The following is a 15,128-nucleotide window of genomic DNA, read 5'->3' as shown; positions in this document are numbered from 1 at the left end:
AGGTGAACGGGTACGCCGTGATGACGTTGTCGCAGGGTCACCGGCAGTGCGCCGGGAATATCCACATCGGACCCTTAGAGCATTATTGCGCCTTGTGTCCTGGGCATCGTGAAGTCCACGGACAACTGCGAAGGCGTGGGGCTGAGCTCATGGTCAACGCGAAGCGGGCCGACCTGGTGCTGGAGGGCGGCGACTCGGTGAGTTTCTAAAACGGCTCGCCGGAAACCCCTTGTCGGCCAACAGGATCTGACCGTTGCGGATCAGGTGGTGGTTGTTGTCGAGTATTGTTGCCAGCACCTCGCGTTCGCGGATCTTGGGGTCGGCCAGGCACCACATGACCGGCACCCCGTCCCCGGTGCACACACCAGGTAGAGCTTCAGGCCCCAGTGCCACCGGGAGTGTGACGCACAGTAACCGTAGTTGGCGTTGCCGGCCAGGTCGGAGCGTTTCACCGTTTCCCGGGACATGCCGCGGGGCACGGGTGTGGCGTCGGTGATCCACAGGTCGTCGAACCAGGACGGGCGGCATACGGCCAAGATCAGGATTGTCTTGCACAGCAACGCTTCGGCGTTCTTCAACCGCTTGTGGTAGCCGGGTTGTTTCGGCAGGCAGGGAACATGTTCCGCCACTGCGGGTCGCTGTGGTAGCCCAGCAGCACCTGGGCTACAGCCAGCCAGAGCAGTTCACTGTCGGTCAGCCCGGCTCGGCGCCCACGACCGGTGCGGGGCGGTACAACATGGTCGTCGATCAGCACGTAGAGTGCTGTCAGGAGGGTGTTTAGGTCTTTGCTCACACCTTGATCTTGGGTACCCTCATCCCACCTCCGCCCACTTCCCTCACTTCACATGATCCTCGCGGAATCAATCATCTAGACTGGTCGGGATGTTCGTTCACCCTGAAACCGGCGGGGCCCGCTGATGCGCCTGGTGTTCGCCGGTACCCCGGAACCCGCGGTGCCTTCCCTGCGTACCCTGCTGGACTCTCCCCGGCACGACGTGGTCGCGGTGGTGACCCGCCCCGACGCGCCCGCCGGGCGCGGGCGCTCCCTCGTGCGCTCGCCGGTCGGCCGGCTCGCCGACGAGCGCGGCATCGAGGTGCTCACCCCGGCCAAGGCCGGCGACGACGACTTTCTCGACCGGTTGCGCGAGCTGGCGCCGGATGCCTGCGCGGTGGTCGCCTACGGGGCGTTGCTTCCCCAGCGGGCGCTGGAGATCCCCCGGCACGGCTGGATCAACCTCCACTTCTCGCTGCTGCCCGCGTGGCGCGGCGCCGCCCCCGTGCAGGCCGCCATCCGGGCGGGCGACGAGATCACCGGCGCGTCGACCTTCCAGATCGTGCGGGAGCTGGACGCAGGCCCGGTCTACGGCGTGGTGACCGAGAAGGTCGGTGCGGCGGACACCGCCGGTGAGCTGCTGGGCCGCCTCGCCGTCTCCGGTGCCCGGCTGCTGGTGTCCACAATGGATGGCATCGAGGAAGGTTCCCTGCGCGCTGAACCGCAGCCCGCCGACGGCGTGACATACGCGCCCAAGGTGACCGTGGAGGACGCCAGGGTGTCCTTCACCGAGCCGGCCGCCGCCGTGGACCGGCTGGTGCGTGCGGTCACCCCGGAGCCCGGTGCCTGGGCACTGTTCCGCGGCGAGCGGCTGAAGCTGGGCCCGGTGTCCGTTGTGGACGAACCGGAGCTGACGCTGGCGCCAGGGGAGCTGAAGGTCGAGCGCCGGCGGGTGCTGGCCGGCACCGCCACCCGGCCGGTGCGGCTCGGCGAGGTCCAGGCGCAGGGCAAGAAACGGATGAGCGCCCCGGACTGGGCCCGCGGCACGCGCATCGAATCAGGGGAGCGGCTCTCATGACCGGCCAGCGACGGCCGTCCCGGCCGGACCGGGGCAGGCCCGCACCACGCAAGCAGGGACCGCGCCGCCCGCCGGTGGAAGACCCGGCGCGCCGGGTCGCGCTCGACGTGCTGCGCGCGGTCCGCGAGCGGGACGCCTACGCGAACCTGGTGCTTCCGGAGCTGCTGCGCCGCACCCGGGTGACCGGGCGTGACGCCGCGCTGGCCACCGAACTCGCCTACGGCGCGGCCCGCGCCCAGGGGCTGCTCGACGAGGTGATCGTGGCCTGCCTCGACCGGCCGCTGTCCAAAGTGGATGGCGTGGTGCTGGACTGCCTACGGCTCGGCACCTATCAGTTGCTGCGCACCAGGATTCCCGAGCATGCGGCGGTCGGCTCGACGGTCGACCTGGCCAGGGCCGACGCCGGGTCGCCGGCTTCCGGATTCGTCAACGCGGTGCTGCGCAAGGTGTCCGAAAAGGACGAAGAGGGCTGGATGGCCCAGGTGGCGCCGGACCGTGACGCCGACCCGATCGGATACCTCGCCCTGCGGTACGCGCACCCTCGCTGGGTCGCCAGGGCATTCGCGGAAGCCCTGGGGGACAAGGGGACCGAGCTCGAAGCGGCGCTGGCCGCCGACGACGCCCGCCCGGAGGTGCACCTGGTCGCCCGCCCCGGCGAGATCAGCGCCGAGGAGCTGGCCGCGATCACCGGCGGCGACGTGGCGCCCTACTCGCCCTACGGCGTGCACCTGCCGCCCGGCGGGGGCGATCCCGCGGACTCGGAGCCGATCCGGGAGCGGCTGGCCGCCGTCCAGGACGAGGGCAGCCAGTTGTGCGCGGTCGCGCTCACCCGGGCCGGACTGAGTGGGCCGGACGAGCGCTGGCTCGACCTGTGCGCCGGGCCGGGCGGCAAGGCGGCGCTGCTCGGCGCGCTGGCGGCCACCACGGGCGCCCGGGTCGACGCGGTGGAGCAGGCGCCGCACCGGGCGCGGCTGGTGGAACGGGCCACCGAAGGTCTCCCGGTCACCGTGCACGTCGCCGACGGGCGCGAGCCCGGCCTCGAACCGGGCTTCGACCGGGTGCTGGTCGACGCCCCGTGTACCGGGCTGGGGGCCTTGCGCCGGCGGCCCGAGGCGCGCTGGCGGCGCCGGCCCTCCGACGTCGCGGACCTGACGAGGCTGCAGAGCGAGCTGGTGGCCTCGGCGTTCGAGCTCCTCCGCCCTGGTGGGGTGCTCGCGTACGTGGTCTGCTCGCCGCACCTGGCCGAGACGGAGGGCGTGTTCGGCCAGGCGGCCCGCCGCGCGAACGCGGAGATCCTGGACAGCCGGGAGTTCTTCCCGGGCGTCCCTCACCTCGGCGACGGCCCGTACACGCAGCTGTGGCCGCACCGGCACGGCACGGACGCGATGTTCTGCGCGATGGCACGCAAGCAGTGAGCGGCTCTGTCTCAAAGTCGCGGCACTCAAGGTGACCAGTACGTGGCGCGCCTGGGTCACGCGCGGGATCGCGGAGGGACAGCGATGAGCCGACTCGTAGCCGGGTGCGGCGAGGGCGGAGTCCGAGAGCTCTCCTACACTGCGTAATCATGGCTCATCGACCACTCATCGCACCCAGCATCCTTTCCGCCGACTTCGCCCGGCTGGGGGACGAGATTCACGCGGTGGCCGGTGCCGACTGGGTGCACGTGGACGTCATGGACGCCCATTTCGTGCCGAACCTGACCATCGGGCTGCCCGTCGTCGAGTCCCTGTTGAAGGTCACCGACCTGCCGCTGGACTGCCATCTCATGATCGAGAACCCCGACCGTTGGGCGATCGGCTACGCCGAGGCAGGCGCGTACAACGTCACGGTGCACGTCGAAGCCGCCCATGACCCGGTGATGCTCGCCAAGAACCTCCGCGCGGCCGGCGCCAGGGCGGGCCTGTCCATCAAGCCGGGCACGCCGCTGGAAGACCATGTCGAGACGCTGAAGCATTACGACACACTGCTGGTGATGTCGGTCGAGCCCGGGTTCGGCGGCCAGTCCTTCATCCCGGATGTCCTCGACAAGGTGCGTACCGCGCGCCGGCTGGTCGACACCGGGCATTTGAAGCTGATCGTGGAGATCGACGGCGGGATCAACGCCGACACCATCGAGCAGGCCGCCGAGGCGGGCGTGGACTGCTTCGTCGCGGGCTCGGCCGTGTACAGCGCCGACGACCCGGGCAAGGCCGTCGAGGCGCTGCGGGAGCGGGCCGCCAGTGCGGCCGGTGCGGGCGCGGGTGCCCGGAACGGTTCGTGACCGCCTGCGGGGCGGTCGGGCAGGGAACAACCGAGGAGGAGACGGCGAGCGTGTTCACCGGCATTGTCGAGGAGCTCGGTGAGGTCACCGCAGTCGAGCAGGTGCCCATGGCCGCCCGGCTGAGCGTGCGGGGCCCGCTGGTGGCCTCGGACGCCCGGCACGGCGATTCGATCGCGGTCAGCGGCGTGTGCCTCACGGTGGTCGAGGTGCGTGGCGACGAGTTCACCGTGGACGTGGTCAACGAGACGTTGCAGCGGTCGCGGCTGGCCAAGATCGCGGCGGGCGACCAGGTCAACCTGGAGCGCGCCACCGCGGCAGGCGCCCGGCTGGGCGGCCACATCATGCAGGGCCATGTCGATGGCACCGGGGTGTTCCTGTCCCGCGACGCCGAGGGCCTGACCCGCTTCTCGCTGCCCGAGGGTCTGTCCCGGTACGTGGTCGAGAAGGGCTCGATCGCCGTCGACGGTGTTTCCCTGACCGTTGTGAGTGTGACCAACGACGAGTTCACCGTGGCGCTGATCCCGACCACACTGGAGATGACGACGCTGGGCCGCGTGACGCCGGGCGACCCGGTCAACCTCGAGGTGGACGTCATCGCCAAGCATCTCGAGAAGCTGGCCGGGCCGTATCTGGCAGACCTCGCTCGCGTTGCGGAGCACAATGGAGGCAGGGCTGCCACCACCCAGGAGGACGCATGAGCGGCGATCGTTCTCGCGGTGCCGACCGGGCGGAGGCGTCCTGCACTACTCAGGAGGACGCGTGACGACAGGGACACCGTGTGGCGCCGGGGTGCCGCTGGACACCGCGGGGATCGAGCGAGCCATCGCGGACATCGCGGCCGGCCGCCCCGTGATCGTGGTCGACGACGAGGACCGCGAGAACGAGGGCGACCTGATCTTCGCGGCGGAGAAGGCCACTCCGGAGCTGGTCGCCTTCATGGTGCGCTACACCTCGGGCTACATCTGTGTCCCGTTGACCGAGCGCGACTGTGACCGGCTGGACCTGCCGCCGATGTACCACACGAACCAGGACGTGCGCGGCACCGCCTACACCGTGACGGTGGACGCCTCGGAGGGCGTCAGCACCGGGATCTCCGCGGCCGACCGGGCGCACACGATCCGCTTGCTCGCCGACCCGAAGACGCTGCCGGCGGACTTCCGGCGGCCGGGGCACGTGGTCCCGTTGCGCGCCAAGGCGGGCGGGGTGCTGCGCCGGCCCGGGCACACCGAGGCCGCGGTCGATCTGGCGCGGATGGCGGGGCTGCAGCCGGCGGGCGTGCTCTGCGAGATCGTCTCGCAGAAGGACGAGGGCGACATGGCCCGGCGCGACGAACTGGAGGTGTTCGCCTCCGAGCACGACCTCCAGATGATCACCATCGCGGACCTGATCGCCTACCGGCGGCGCACCGAGAAGCAGGTCGAGCGGGTGGCCCAGGCGCGGATTCCGCTGGCGTCGGGGACCTTCCGCGCGGTCGGCTACGACAGCCTGCTGGACGGTATCGAGCACATCGCGTTCGTGTACGGCGAGATCGGCGACGGTGAGGACATCCTGGTCCGGGTGCATTCGGAATGCCTGACCGGCGACGTGTTCGGGTCGCTGCGCTGCGACTGCGGACCGCAGCTCGATGCGGCGCTGCAGGCGGTGGCGATGGAGGGCCGCGGGATCGTGCTCTACATCCGAGGGCACGAGGGACGCGGCATCGGCCTGCTGCACAAGCTGCAGGCGTACCAGTTGCAGGACAACGGCGCGGACACGGTGGACGCCAATCTCGCCCTGGGCGTGCCCGCCGACGCGCGGGACTACGGCACGGGCGCGCAGATCCTGTGCGACCTCGGGGTGCGCTCGATGCGGCTGCTCACCAACAACCCGGCCAAGCGGGTCGGCCTGGAAGGCTACGGCCTGCGCGTGGTCGGGCGGGTGCCGCTGCCCATCTCGCCCAACCCGGAGAACCTGCGCTACCTGCGGACGAAGCGGGATCGGATGGGGCACGACCTGACCCAGCTGGAGGACTTCGACCAGGTGGGCGCCGATGTGCGGGGCAACGGGGACGGTGCGCAGTGAGCGGACAAGGCCGTCCCGAGGTCGAACTCGACCTCGCCGACTGCAAGGACCTCAAGCTCGCGATCGTCGCGACCCGCTGGCATGCCACGATCACCGAGGCGTTGCTGGCCTCCGCGGTGGCCACGGCGCGTGCGGCGAAGCTCGCCGAGGAGCCCACCGTCGTGCGGGTCGCCGGTGCGGTCGAGCTGCCGGTGGTGGCGCAGGCGCTGGCCCGGGACCACGACGCGGTGGTGGCGCTCGGTGTGGTCATCCGCGGTGGGACGCCGCATTTCGAGTACGTGTGCGACGCGGTGACCGCCGGGCTGACCCGGGTCGCGCTGGACGAGGGCACTCCGGTCGGCAACGGGGTGCTCACCTGTGATACCGAGCAGCAAGCGCTGGACCGGGCCGGGCTGCCGGAGTCCAAGGAGGACAAGGGGCGGGAGGCGACGCTGGCCGCGCTGGACACGGCGCACGTGCTGCGCTCGCTTCGCCGGCCGTCGACGGAACGAGATTTCGGGTGAGCGGAACGGTGTCAGAGCGCAGCGCTCGAGGTGACCACCACACGGATGGCGGCACGCCGAGGAGGGGCGACCAGGTCGTGGTGATCCGGCCATACCGGGCGATCTGGATGTCCGTCCTGCTGGCCGTGGTGCTGCTGGGCGTCTTCGTGGTGGTTTCCTTGCTGCTGCGGCATTCCAACACCGGCGCCATCTTCGGGCTCTCGGATCAGATCGCGATGATGGGCGTCGGCGTGATCCTCGCCGCCGGGTCGATGCTGTTCGCGACCCCGCGGGTGCGCGCCGACGCCTCGGGCATCGAGGTGCGCAACGTGCTGGTGGGCCGGAAGTTCGCCTGGGATGAGGTGCTTTCGGTGAGTTTCCCGGACGGCGCTTCGTTCGCGCGTCTGGAGCTACCGGAAGACGAGTACTACGGCGTCCTGGCGATCCAGGCGGTGGACCGGGAGCGGGCCGTCCAGTCGGTGCGGAAGTTGCGGGCGCTGCACCGACAAGCGTGGTCATGAATTTCCTCCCGGGCTTCCCCGCCGAGCGCACGGTGATCGTGACCGGCGGCGCGTCACGGCGCGGGATCGGGCGGGTCACCGCGGAACTGCTCGCCGCGCGGGGCTGGCATGTCGCGGTGCTCGACGTGGACGCCGCCGGTGCCGAAGAGGTCGCGGACATGCTGGCCGGGCGGTACGGCGTGAAGACGCTCGGCGTCGGCATGGACGTCTCGCAGCCTGACCAGGTCCTCTCCGCCGTCGCGCGGGTCGAAGCCGAACTGCCGCAGGTCGTCGGGCTGGCCAACATCGCGGGTGTCGCGTCGCCGGTGCCGTTCTTCGAGCTGGATCTGCCCGAATGGGACCGGGTCTTCGGGATCAACATCCGCGGCCTGTTCGTGCTCACGCAGCGGGTGGCGAAGACCATGGTGGCGAACGGGATCGGCCGCGTGGTCAGCGTTTCGTCGGTGTCGGCGCAGCGCGGCGGTGGCACCTACAGCAGGGTTTCGTATTCGGCCGCCAAGGCCGCCGTGCTCGGCTTCACGCGTGCGCTGGCGCGCGAGATCTCCGGGCACGGTGTGACCGTGAACGCGGTTTCGCCCGGACCGATCGACACCGACATCATGGGCGGCACGCTCAGCGAGGAGCGCAAGCGCGAACTGGTCCGCGACCTGCCGGTCGGCCGGGTCGGCACCCCGCGTGACGTCGCGGCGACGATCGCCTTCCTGCTGAGCGAGGAAGCCGGTTTCGTCACCGGCGCCACCTACAACGTCGATGGCGGCCTGCACATCTTCTGAGCGCTTCGCCCGCAGGTGGGCGTCAGATGATGTGGCAACGCCATCGGCCAAGCACAGGTTCGCTAGAGGGTGACGTCGACCACGACGGGGGCGTGGTCGGAGGGACCTTTGCCTTTGCGCGCCTCGCGGTCGACGTATGCGTCGCTGACCGCGCTCGCGAACTTCGCGTCACCGTAGACCAGGTCGATGCGCATGCCGTTGTTTTTGGGGAAGGCGAGCTGTCGATAGTCCCAGTACGTGTAGGGACGGTCGTACTTCAGCGCACGCGGAACGATGTCGGACAGTCCGGCGTCGCGGAGCATCGCCAAGGCCTTTCGCTCCGCGTCGGTGACGTGGGTGGCGCCCTCGAAGGCGCCGATGTCCCACACGTCGCCGTCGGTGGGTGCGATGTTGAAGTCACCCAGCACGGCCAGCGGCCGGTCCGCCGAAGACTCGGCGACCACGGTGGCGTGCAAGGCTTCCAGCCAGCGCAGCTTGTACGCGTAGTGCGGATGCCCCGGCTCGCGCCCGTTGGGCACGTACACCGACCAGATCCGTAGTCCGCGGCAGGTCGCGCCGATCGCGCGTGGTTCCACCGCGTCCTCGTAGGCCGGTTGGTCAACGATCCCGCGGCGCACGTCCTCCAGGCCGACCCGCGACAGGATGGCCACGCCGTTCCAGCGGCCCAGCCCGTAGGCGGCGACCTCGTAGCCGAGCGCGGACACCTCGTCGTGGGGGAAGGCATCGGTGGTGGTCTTGAGCTCCTGGAGACACAGCACGTCCGGCTGGGCCGACTCGAGCCACCCCAGCAGGCGAGGAAGCCGGGCGACGATCGAGTTCACGTTCCAGGTCGCGATCCGCATAGGGCTGAGAATCGCACACCGCACCGCCGTGCCCGCGCATGGGCGTCCGATGGCGCAGTGCTGCCGGGCCAAGACGTTAGCGGCACGTGGCTCTGCCTTCGGCGCTTACAAATCGCCTTGCGCAGGGGAGTCGTCAATTTCCGGTTGACTCCTCGACAGAACTGTAACTAAAGTAGTTTCAGTTTGTCGATCGAAGGACGGCGATGGGTGTCAGCAGCCGAACCGCGGTGGCGGTTCACGCCTTGACGTTTCTGGCTCGATGGGAGCAGGACGGCCTCCAGTCGTCGGCGAAGATCGCCGAGAGTCTGGACAGCAACCCGGTGCTGGTGCGTCGCATCCTCGGACTGCTGCGGGACAACGGCTTGGTCGCGGCGGCCGAAGGCAGTGGCGGCGGCTGGCGGCTCGCGAAGCCGGCCGAGGAGATCAGCCTCTACGACGCCTACGCTGCCGCCGAGGACGGCGCATCGGTGTTGCCGGTACACGCCCATCCGCCAAACCAGGGCTGCATGATCGGCCGGCACATGCAGTCGGTGTTGGAGACCGAATTCGCGGCGGCTCAGCATGCGATGGAAGATCGCCTCGCGCAGACGAGTATTGCCGACATGCTCCGCCACATGCATCAGCGCGAGCGCATCGCGTCCAGAAGTCGCTAGGAAGACCTGCCGGGCGGAGGAACACCTCCGCCCGAATCTTTGCCCATAACTGTAACCAGTCTGGTTGCAGTACGAAGGGAGATTCCCGTGAGCTCAGCGCCAGAGTTCGTGAGTACCGCAGTCCCGATGCGTCGGCTGCTGCTCGTGCTCGCTCCCGCGATGATGTTGATCCCCATCGCCGCTGACATGGTTTCGCTCGTCCTTCCCGTCATCGCCGAGCAGTTCACGGCATCAACGGCTCAGGTGGCCTGGGTCGTGACCGGATTTCTGCTGGTGTGCTCCATCGGTATCCCGGTGTACGGCCGGGTCGCGGACCGCTTCGGTTTGCGCCGGTTGTTCACGAGCGCGCTGGCGGTCTTCGGGGCCGGCAGCTTGATCTGCGCCCTGGCGCCAGGTCTGTTGATCCTCGTGCTCGGCAGGATCGTCATGGGGGCCGGCGGAGCAGCTATACCGGTGCTCGCGATCGTGGCCGCCACACGACTGCTTCCCCGCCAGAAGACGGCAGTCGGGGTGGGGGTCATCGGTGCCGCCGCAGGCGTCGGCACGGCGGGCGGACCTGCGGTGGGTGGGCTACTCGGGCAGCTGCTGGGATGGCCGGCGCTGTTCTGGCTCATGACGATCGCCGTGCTGGTCCTGATCCCCGCCGTTCGGCGCGTCATCACTGACGACTCGCCCGATGACCGGCGTCCCCTCGACCTGCTCGGCGGCGCCCTGCTCGGGCTTGGCGCCGGTCTGCTGCTGTTCGGTGTCACGCGGGCCGAGGGCGCGGGAATCGGCTCGCCGTCCTCCTGGGGCGCCATGTTGGCCGGCGTGACGCTGGCGGCACTGTTCGCCTGGCGAACCCGTGCCGCCACGCATCCGTTCGTGCCACCGTCGCTGTTCACCAACCGTGGTTACGTCATGGCGATCGTGGTGATCTTCTTGGCGATGTTCGTGAACATGGCGACGCTGGTCTTGGTGTCGATCCTCGTCATCGACGTCAATGGCCTCACGTCCGCCCAGGGAAGTCTGGTCATGATTCCCGGAGGGCTCGCCCTTGCGATGGTGTCACCGGTAGCCGGCCGGATCGGCGCCCGTGGCGCCAACGAGGGCACCGCGGCATTCCTCGGGTTGACGGCAATTGGTCTGTCGACGTTGTTCCTGTCCACGATCGCGGTGGGTGCGTCCCCGGTGCTGGCCGGGCTGGCTGTCCTCGGACTCGGCGCTGGTTTCGGTGTGCTCGTCACCCTCGTCACCAGCGCGGTGAGTCACCTCCTGCCGCCTGAGCAGGTCGGAGCCGGCGTGGGCATCTTCCAAGGTGCCCAGTTCCTGGGTGCGGGTGCGGGACCGGCGCTCTTTTCCGCCCTGCTCTCGGCCCGGCAAACCGGCGGGCCGGATGCGGTCAATCCCCTCTACACCAACCAGGCACCGGCGTACTCCGACATCTTTCTCGCGCTCACGGTGGTGCTTCTGCCTGCCATGATCGCGGCGCTCCGGTTGAGGAAAGCGCGAGCGACACCGCCGCGCGCGTTGACACCGCATTAATGGCCGAGGTGACCCGCCTCGGTACGCCGCGCGGCACGCTCGACCTGATCATCGCGGCGACCGCCCGGGCGACCGGCCGGGCGCTGGTCACGACCGACGCCCGGGCCCGGTTCGGTGATCTTCCCGGCGTCGAGGCGCGGGTACTGGCCGGCTGAGCCAGGGGCGTGCGGAACTGTCGGGGGTGGGCCATAGGGTGGGAATGTGGCTGATCCGTCCACCTACCGTCCCTCGCCGGGGAGCATCCCGGACGCGCCCGGCGTGTACAAGTTCCGCGACGCCACGAAGCGGGTCATCTACGTCGGCAAGGCCAAGAGCCTGCGCAGTCGCCTGAACTCCTACTTCGCCGATCTCGCCGGCCTGCATCCGCGCACCCGGCAGATGGTGACCACCGCCGCGAGTGTGGAGTGGACGGTGGTCTCGACCGAGGTCGAGGCGCTCCAGTTGGAGTACAACTGGATCAAGGAGTTCGACCCGCGGTTCAACGTTCGATACCGCGACGACAAGTCGTACCCGGTGCTCGCGGTGACGCTCAACGAGGAGTTCCCGCGGCTGCACGTCTACCGCGGCCCGCGCAAGAAGGGCGTCCGGTACTTCGGGCCGTACGCGCATGCGTGGGCGATCCGCGAGACGCTGGATCTGCTGCTGCGGGTGTTCCCCGCACGCACCTGCTCCAACGGCGTGTTCCGCCGCCACACCCAGATCGGCCGCCCGTGCCTGCTGGGCTACATCGACAAGTGCTCGGCGCCGTGCGTGGGCAAGGTGAGCGCGGCGGAGCACCGCCAGATCGTCGACGACTTCTGCGACTTCCTCGCCGGGCGCACCGACGCCATGGTCCGCCGGCTCGAACACGAGATGGCCGAGGCCGCCGAGCAGTTGGAGTTCGAGAAGGCGGCCCGGCTGCGGGACGACATCGGCGCGCTCCGGCGGGCCATGGAGAAGCAGGCCGTGGTGCTGGGCGACGGGACCGACGCCGATCTCGTGGCCTTCGCCCACGACGAGCTCGAAGCCGCGGTGCAGGTGTTTCATGTGCGGGGCGGCCGGGTGCGCGGCCAGCGGGGCTGGGTGATCGACAAGGTCGACGAGATGGACGTGCCGGCGCTGGTGGCGCAGTTCCTCACCCAGTTCTACGGCGAGCAGGTGGAGGTGGCCGAGCAGAGCCCGGACAGCGGCTCCCCGGTGCCGCGTGAGGTGCTGGTGCCCGAGCTGCCGGCCGACGCCGACGCGCTCACCGAATGGCTTTCCGGGCTGCGCGGCTCGCGGGTGCAACTCCGGGTTGCGCAGCGCGGCGACAAGCGGGCGCTGGCCGAAACCGTGCAACGCAACGCCGAAGAAGCGTTCGCCCAGCACAAGCTGCGCCGCGCCGGGGATCTCACCGCGCGTTCGGCCGCGCTGGCCGAGTTGCAGGAGCAGCTTGGCCTGGACACCGCGCCGCTGCGCATCGAGTGCGTCGACATCAGCCACATCCAGGGCAGTGACGTGGTCGCTTCCCTGGTGGTGTTCGAAGACGGCGTGCCCCGCAAGGCCGACTACCGCCGGTTCGCCCTGCGTGAGGCGGCCGACGAGGGCGACGTGGCGTCGATCGCCGAGGTGGTGCGGCGGCGGTTCGCCCGCTACCTCAAGGAAGGCCCCGCGGAAGCGTCCGATGGCGAACGGCCGGGGATCGACCCGGAGACCGGGCGCCCGCGCAAGTTCGCCTACCCGCCCAACCTGCTCGTCGTGGACGGCGCCGGCCCGCAGGCGACCGCGGCCGCGGACGTGCTGGCGGAGCTGGGCATCACCGACATCGCGGTGGTGGGGCTGGCCAAGCGGCTGGAGGAGGTGTGGCTGCCGGCCGAGAAGGACCCGGTCATTCTGCCGCGCACCTCCGAGGCGCTGTACCTTCTCCAGCGCGTGCGCGATGAGGCGCACCGGTTCGCGATCACGTATCACCGGCAGAAGCGGTCGAAGCGGATTCAGGCCTCCGCCCTGGACGGGGTGCCCGGGCTCGGGCAGGCCCGCAAGACCGCGCTGATCAAGCACTTCGGTTCGGTGAAGAAGCTGAAGCAGGCCGAGGTGGACGAGATCGCGCAGGTGCCCGGGATCGGCCGGCGCACCGCCGAGGTGATTCACGCGGCGCTGTCCGGCGGGGGTGCGGCGACGTGAGTAGCCCAGTGCCGAACCGCGGCTCCCGTGCCGACCCGAGAGCGCGCCGCCGACAGGCCCCGCATCGGGGCGGCAGGACGCGTGGGAGCGCACTGGCGACACGATCGCGGTCGCGCGCGAACTCGCGGCGAAACGAGTAGCAGGGGAGAGAACAGATGAACAAGGACGAGCGAAGTTCCGGGATGGAGGTCGCGGTCGTCACGGGGCTGTCCGGGGCCGGCCGCAGCACGGCCGCCAAGTGCCTGGAGGACCTCGGCTGGTTCGTGGTGGACAACCTGCCGCCGGAGCTGATCGCGACCATGGTCGAGCTCGGCGCGCAGGCGCGGGGGGCGATCACGAAGGTGGCCGTGGTGATGGATGTCCGCTCGCGGGCCTTCACCGACGACCTCGCCTCGGTGATCAAGGATCTCGACGCCCGGGGCTACAAGCCGCGGGTGCTGTTCCTGGAGGCCACCGACGCGGTGCTGGTGCGCCGGTTCGAGCAGGTCCGGCGCGGCCACCCGATGCAGGGCGACGGCCGGCTCGCCGACGGCATCACCGCCGAGCGCGAACTGCTGGCACCGCTGCGCGAGGAGGCCGACCTGGTCCTGGAGACCTCGGCCCTGTCGGTGCACGACCTGCGCGCGAAGATCGAGGACGCGTTCGGCTCGGACTCGGCCACCCAGACCCGCGTGACCGTGCTTTCGTTCGGCTACAAGTACGGCCTGCCGATGGACGCCGATCTGGTGATGGACGTGCGGTTTTTGCCCAACCCGTTCTGGATCCCGGAACTGCGCGACCACACCGGCCTCGACGCCGAGGTGCGCAACTACGTGTTGTCCCAGGAGGGTGCCGAGGAGTTCCTCGACCGGTACCACCAGCTGCTCCGGCTGATCGGCGCCGGCTACAAGCGGGAGGGCAAGCGCTACCTCACGATGGCGGTGGGCTGCACCGGCGGGAAGCACCGCAGCGTGGCCCTCTCGGAGGAGCTCGCCCGGTTGTTGTCCAATGAAGACGGTGTGGCGGTCAAGGTGATCCACCGCGATCTGGGCCGCGAGTGAGGGGAACGGATCCACTGCGCGCCGTCGCTCTGGGTGGTGGCCACGGGTTGCACACGACGCTCACCGCGCTCCGCCGCATCACACCGGACGTCACGGCGGTCGTCACGGTCGCCGACGACGGCGGGTCGTCCGGGCGCCTGCGGCGTGAGCTCGGCCTGCTGCCGCCGGGCGACCTCCGGCAGGCCCTGGCCGCGCTCGCGGCGGCCGAGGACGGCGGTTCGCTGTGGGTGGAGGTGTTCCAGCACCGGTTCGGCGGCAACGGGGCGCTGACCGGGCACGCGGTCGGCAACCTGCTGCTGGCCGGCCTGTTCGAGGTGCTGGGTGATCCGGTCGCCGCGCTGGACGAGGCGCGCCGGCTGATCGGCGTCTCCGGACGGGTGTTGCCGATGTCGCTCGAACCGCTGGAGATCGAGGCCGAGGTGACCGGGCTGAGCGACGAGAACGGCCCGCGGACGATCCGCGGGCAGGTCGCGGTCGCGACCACACCCGGCCAGGTGCAGCGGATCGACCTGCGGACGCCGCGGCGGCCCGGCGGGGCGCCCACCGCGTGCCGCGAGGCACTCGAGGCCGTGCTGGACGCGGAGGCGGTGTTCCTGGGTCCGGGGTCGTGGTTCACCAGCGTGCTGCCCCATCTCCTGGTGCCGGAACTGCACGACGCGCTGGTGCGCAGCGAGGCGACCAAGATCGTGATTCTCAACCTTGTCCCCCAGCCGGGGGAGACGGCAGGGTTCTCGCCCGAACGTCACCTCGACGTACTCTTCCAGCACGCTCCCGATCTGCGGGTGGACGCGGTGATCGCCGATCGCGGCTCGGTGGCGGTGCCGGCGCGCCTGCGGGACGCGGCGGCGAACCTGGGGGCGCGTGCGTTGTTCGCGGAGGTGGCCGACCCGAAGGTGGCGGGTCTGCACGATCCGGATGCGCTCGCGGGCTGTGTGCGGGAGGCTCTCGATCTGGTCGGGCGCCGGAAAGGTTAGGAGGGG

The 15,128-nt window shown here is 70.1% G+C and carries 15 protein-coding genes and 1 pseudogene; 14 read left to right on the top strand and 2 right to left on the bottom strand.

Annotated elements, in window-relative coordinates:
- Positions 1 to 204: 204 nt before the first annotated feature.
- Positions 205 to 793, bottom strand: a pseudogene (locus A3CU_RS55525) (transposase family protein); the annotation flags it as partial.
- Between the two features lie 124 nt (positions 794 to 917).
- Here A3CU_RS55525 and fmt point away from each other — a divergent pair.
- From fmt to A3CU_RS0101180, 8 genes are all read left to right on the top strand, one after another.
- On the top strand, positions 918 to 1,850 hold the full coding sequence (fmt, locus tag A3CU_RS0101215) for a methionyl-tRNA formyltransferase (protein ID WP_027940718.1): 933 nt from the start codon (positions 918 to 920) through the stop codon (positions 1,848 to 1,850).
- Complete coding sequence (locus A3CU_RS0101210) at positions 1,847 to 3,265, top strand: RsmB/NOP family class I SAM-dependent RNA methyltransferase (protein WP_027940717.1); 1,419 nt, start codon at positions 1,847 to 1,849, stop codon at positions 3,263 to 3,265. Before fmt ends, A3CU_RS0101210 begins: the two co-directional genes overlap by 4 nt.
- Before the next feature lie 149 nt (positions 3,266 to 3,414).
- A complete protein-coding gene (gene rpe, locus A3CU_RS0101205) occupies positions 3,415 to 4,110 on the top strand; it encodes a ribulose-phosphate 3-epimerase (protein ID WP_027940716.1) in 696 nt (231 codons plus the stop codon).
- Between the two features lie 50 nt (positions 4,111 to 4,160).
- Positions 4,161 to 4,808, top strand: coding sequence for a riboflavin synthase (locus A3CU_RS0101200; RefSeq protein WP_027940715.1), 648 nt, complete (start codon positions 4,161 to 4,163; stop codon positions 4,806 to 4,808).
- Between the two features lie 91 nt (positions 4,809 to 4,899).
- Positions 4,900 to 6,171: a bifunctional 3,4-dihydroxy-2-butanone-4-phosphate synthase/GTP cyclohydrolase II gene (locus tag A3CU_RS0101195; protein ID WP_027940714.1), complete on the top strand. Its 1,272-nt coding sequence runs from the start codon at positions 4,900 to 4,902 to the stop codon at positions 6,169 to 6,171.
- Positions 6,168 to 6,674, top strand: a complete 507-nt coding sequence (gene ribH, locus A3CU_RS0101190; protein ID WP_027940713.1) for a 6,7-dimethyl-8-ribityllumazine synthase — start codon at positions 6,168 to 6,170, stop codon at positions 6,672 to 6,674. The genes A3CU_RS0101195 and ribH overlap by 4 nt, the downstream gene beginning before the upstream one ends.
- Positions 6,675 to 6,781: 107 nt before the next feature.
- A complete protein-coding gene (locus A3CU_RS0101185) occupies positions 6,782 to 7,174 on the top strand; it encodes a PH domain-containing protein (protein ID WP_084143054.1) in 393 nt (130 codons plus the stop codon).
- Positions 7,171 to 7,947, top strand: coding sequence for an SDR family NAD(P)-dependent oxidoreductase (locus A3CU_RS0101180; RefSeq protein ID WP_027940711.1), 777 nt, complete (start codon positions 7,171 to 7,173; stop codon positions 7,945 to 7,947). The genes A3CU_RS0101185 and A3CU_RS0101180 overlap by 4 nt, the downstream gene beginning before the upstream one ends.
- A gap of 62 nt (positions 7,948 to 8,009) precedes the next feature.
- Here A3CU_RS0101180 and A3CU_RS0101175 read toward each other — a convergent pair whose 3' ends face one another.
- Complete coding sequence (locus A3CU_RS0101175) at positions 8,010 to 8,789, bottom strand: exodeoxyribonuclease III (protein WP_027940710.1); 780 nt, start codon at positions 8,787 to 8,789, stop codon at positions 8,010 to 8,012.
- Positions 8,790 to 8,992: 203 nt separating this feature from the next.
- On the opposite strand from A3CU_RS0101175, the gene A3CU_RS0101170 reads away from it, so the two are divergent.
- The 6 genes from A3CU_RS0101170 (at position 8,993) to A3CU_RS0101145 (ending at position 15,122) form a co-directional block, all read left to right on the top strand.
- The gene (locus tag A3CU_RS0101170; protein WP_043840463.1) at positions 8,993 to 9,442 is read left to right on the top strand and encodes an Rrf2 family transcriptional regulator; all 450 of its coding nucleotides are present in this window, start codon (positions 8,993 to 8,995) and stop codon (positions 9,440 to 9,442) included.
- 87 nt (positions 9,443 to 9,529) lie between these two features.
- Positions 9,530 to 10,966: an MFS transporter gene (locus tag A3CU_RS42995; RefSeq protein ID WP_245616838.1), complete on the top strand. Its 1,437-nt coding sequence runs from the start codon at positions 9,530 to 9,532 to the stop codon at positions 10,964 to 10,966.
- Entirely contained in the window at positions 10,966 to 11,121 is a 156-nt protein-coding gene (locus A3CU_RS52115) for a hypothetical protein (RefSeq protein WP_211246305.1), read from the top strand. Before A3CU_RS42995 ends, A3CU_RS52115 begins: the two co-directional genes overlap by 1 nt.
- A 46-nt stretch (positions 11,122 to 11,167) precedes the next feature.
- The gene (gene uvrC, locus A3CU_RS0101155; protein WP_027940708.1) at positions 11,168 to 13,108 is read left to right on the top strand and encodes an excinuclease ABC subunit UvrC; all 1,941 of its coding nucleotides are present in this window, start codon (positions 11,168 to 11,170) and stop codon (positions 13,106 to 13,108) included.
- 182 nt (positions 13,109 to 13,290) lie between these two features.
- Complete coding sequence (rapZ, locus tag A3CU_RS0101150; protein WP_052371392.1) at positions 13,291 to 14,148, top strand: RNase adapter RapZ; 858 nt, start codon at positions 13,291 to 13,293, stop codon at positions 14,146 to 14,148.
- A gap of 14 nt (positions 14,149 to 14,162) precedes the next feature.
- Positions 14,163 to 15,122: a gluconeogenesis factor YvcK family protein gene (locus A3CU_RS0101145; RefSeq protein ID WP_027940706.1), complete on the top strand. Its 960-nt coding sequence runs from the start codon at positions 14,163 to 14,165 to the stop codon at positions 15,120 to 15,122.
- Positions 15,123 to 15,128: the final 6 nt, after the last annotated feature.

The sequence above is a fragment of the Amycolatopsis taiwanensis DSM 45107 genome (assembly GCF_000519205.1).
In the GTDB taxonomy this organism is placed as follows: Bacteria; Actinomycetota; Actinomycetes; order Mycobacteriales; family Pseudonocardiaceae; genus Amycolatopsis_E; species Amycolatopsis_E taiwanensis.
The sequence above is the reverse complement of the archived record's forward strand: the minus strand, read 5'-3'. Positions and strand labels throughout refer to the sequence as shown.

Bases quoted from the DNA above. Each gene is read 5' to 3' on its own strand.
- A3CU_RS0101210 (WP_027940717.1), top strand. From the start codon at position 1,847: ATGACCGGCCAGCGACGGCCGTCCCGGCCGGACCGGGGCAGGCCCGCA.
- rpe (WP_027940716.1), top strand. From the start codon at position 3,415: ATGGCTCATCGACCACTCATCGCACCCAGCATCCTTTCCGCCGACTTC.
- A3CU_RS52115 (WP_211246305.1), top strand. From the start codon at position 10,966: ATGGCCGAGGTGACCCGCCTCGGTACGCCGCGCGGCACGCTCGACCTG.
- A3CU_RS0101170 (WP_043840463.1), top strand. From the start codon at position 8,993: ATGGGTGTCAGCAGCCGAACCGCGGTGGCGGTTCACGCCTTGACGTTT.
- rapZ (WP_052371392.1), top strand. From the start codon at position 13,291: ATGGAGGTCGCGGTCGTCACGGGGCTGTCCGGGGCCGGCCGCAGCACG.
- fmt (WP_027940718.1), top strand. From the start codon at position 918: ATGCGCCTGGTGTTCGCCGGTACCCCGGAACCCGCGGTGCCTTCCCTG.
- A3CU_RS0101185 (WP_084143054.1), top strand. From the start codon at position 6,782: ATGTCCGTCCTGCTGGCCGTGGTGCTGCTGGGCGTCTTCGTGGTGGTT.
- A3CU_RS0101180 (WP_027940711.1), top strand. From the start codon at position 7,171: ATGAATTTCCTCCCGGGCTTCCCCGCCGAGCGCACGGTGATCGTGACC.
- A3CU_RS0101175 (WP_027940710.1), bottom strand. From the start codon at position 8,789: ATGCGGATCGCGACCTGGAACGTGAACTCGATCGTCGCCCGGCTTCCT.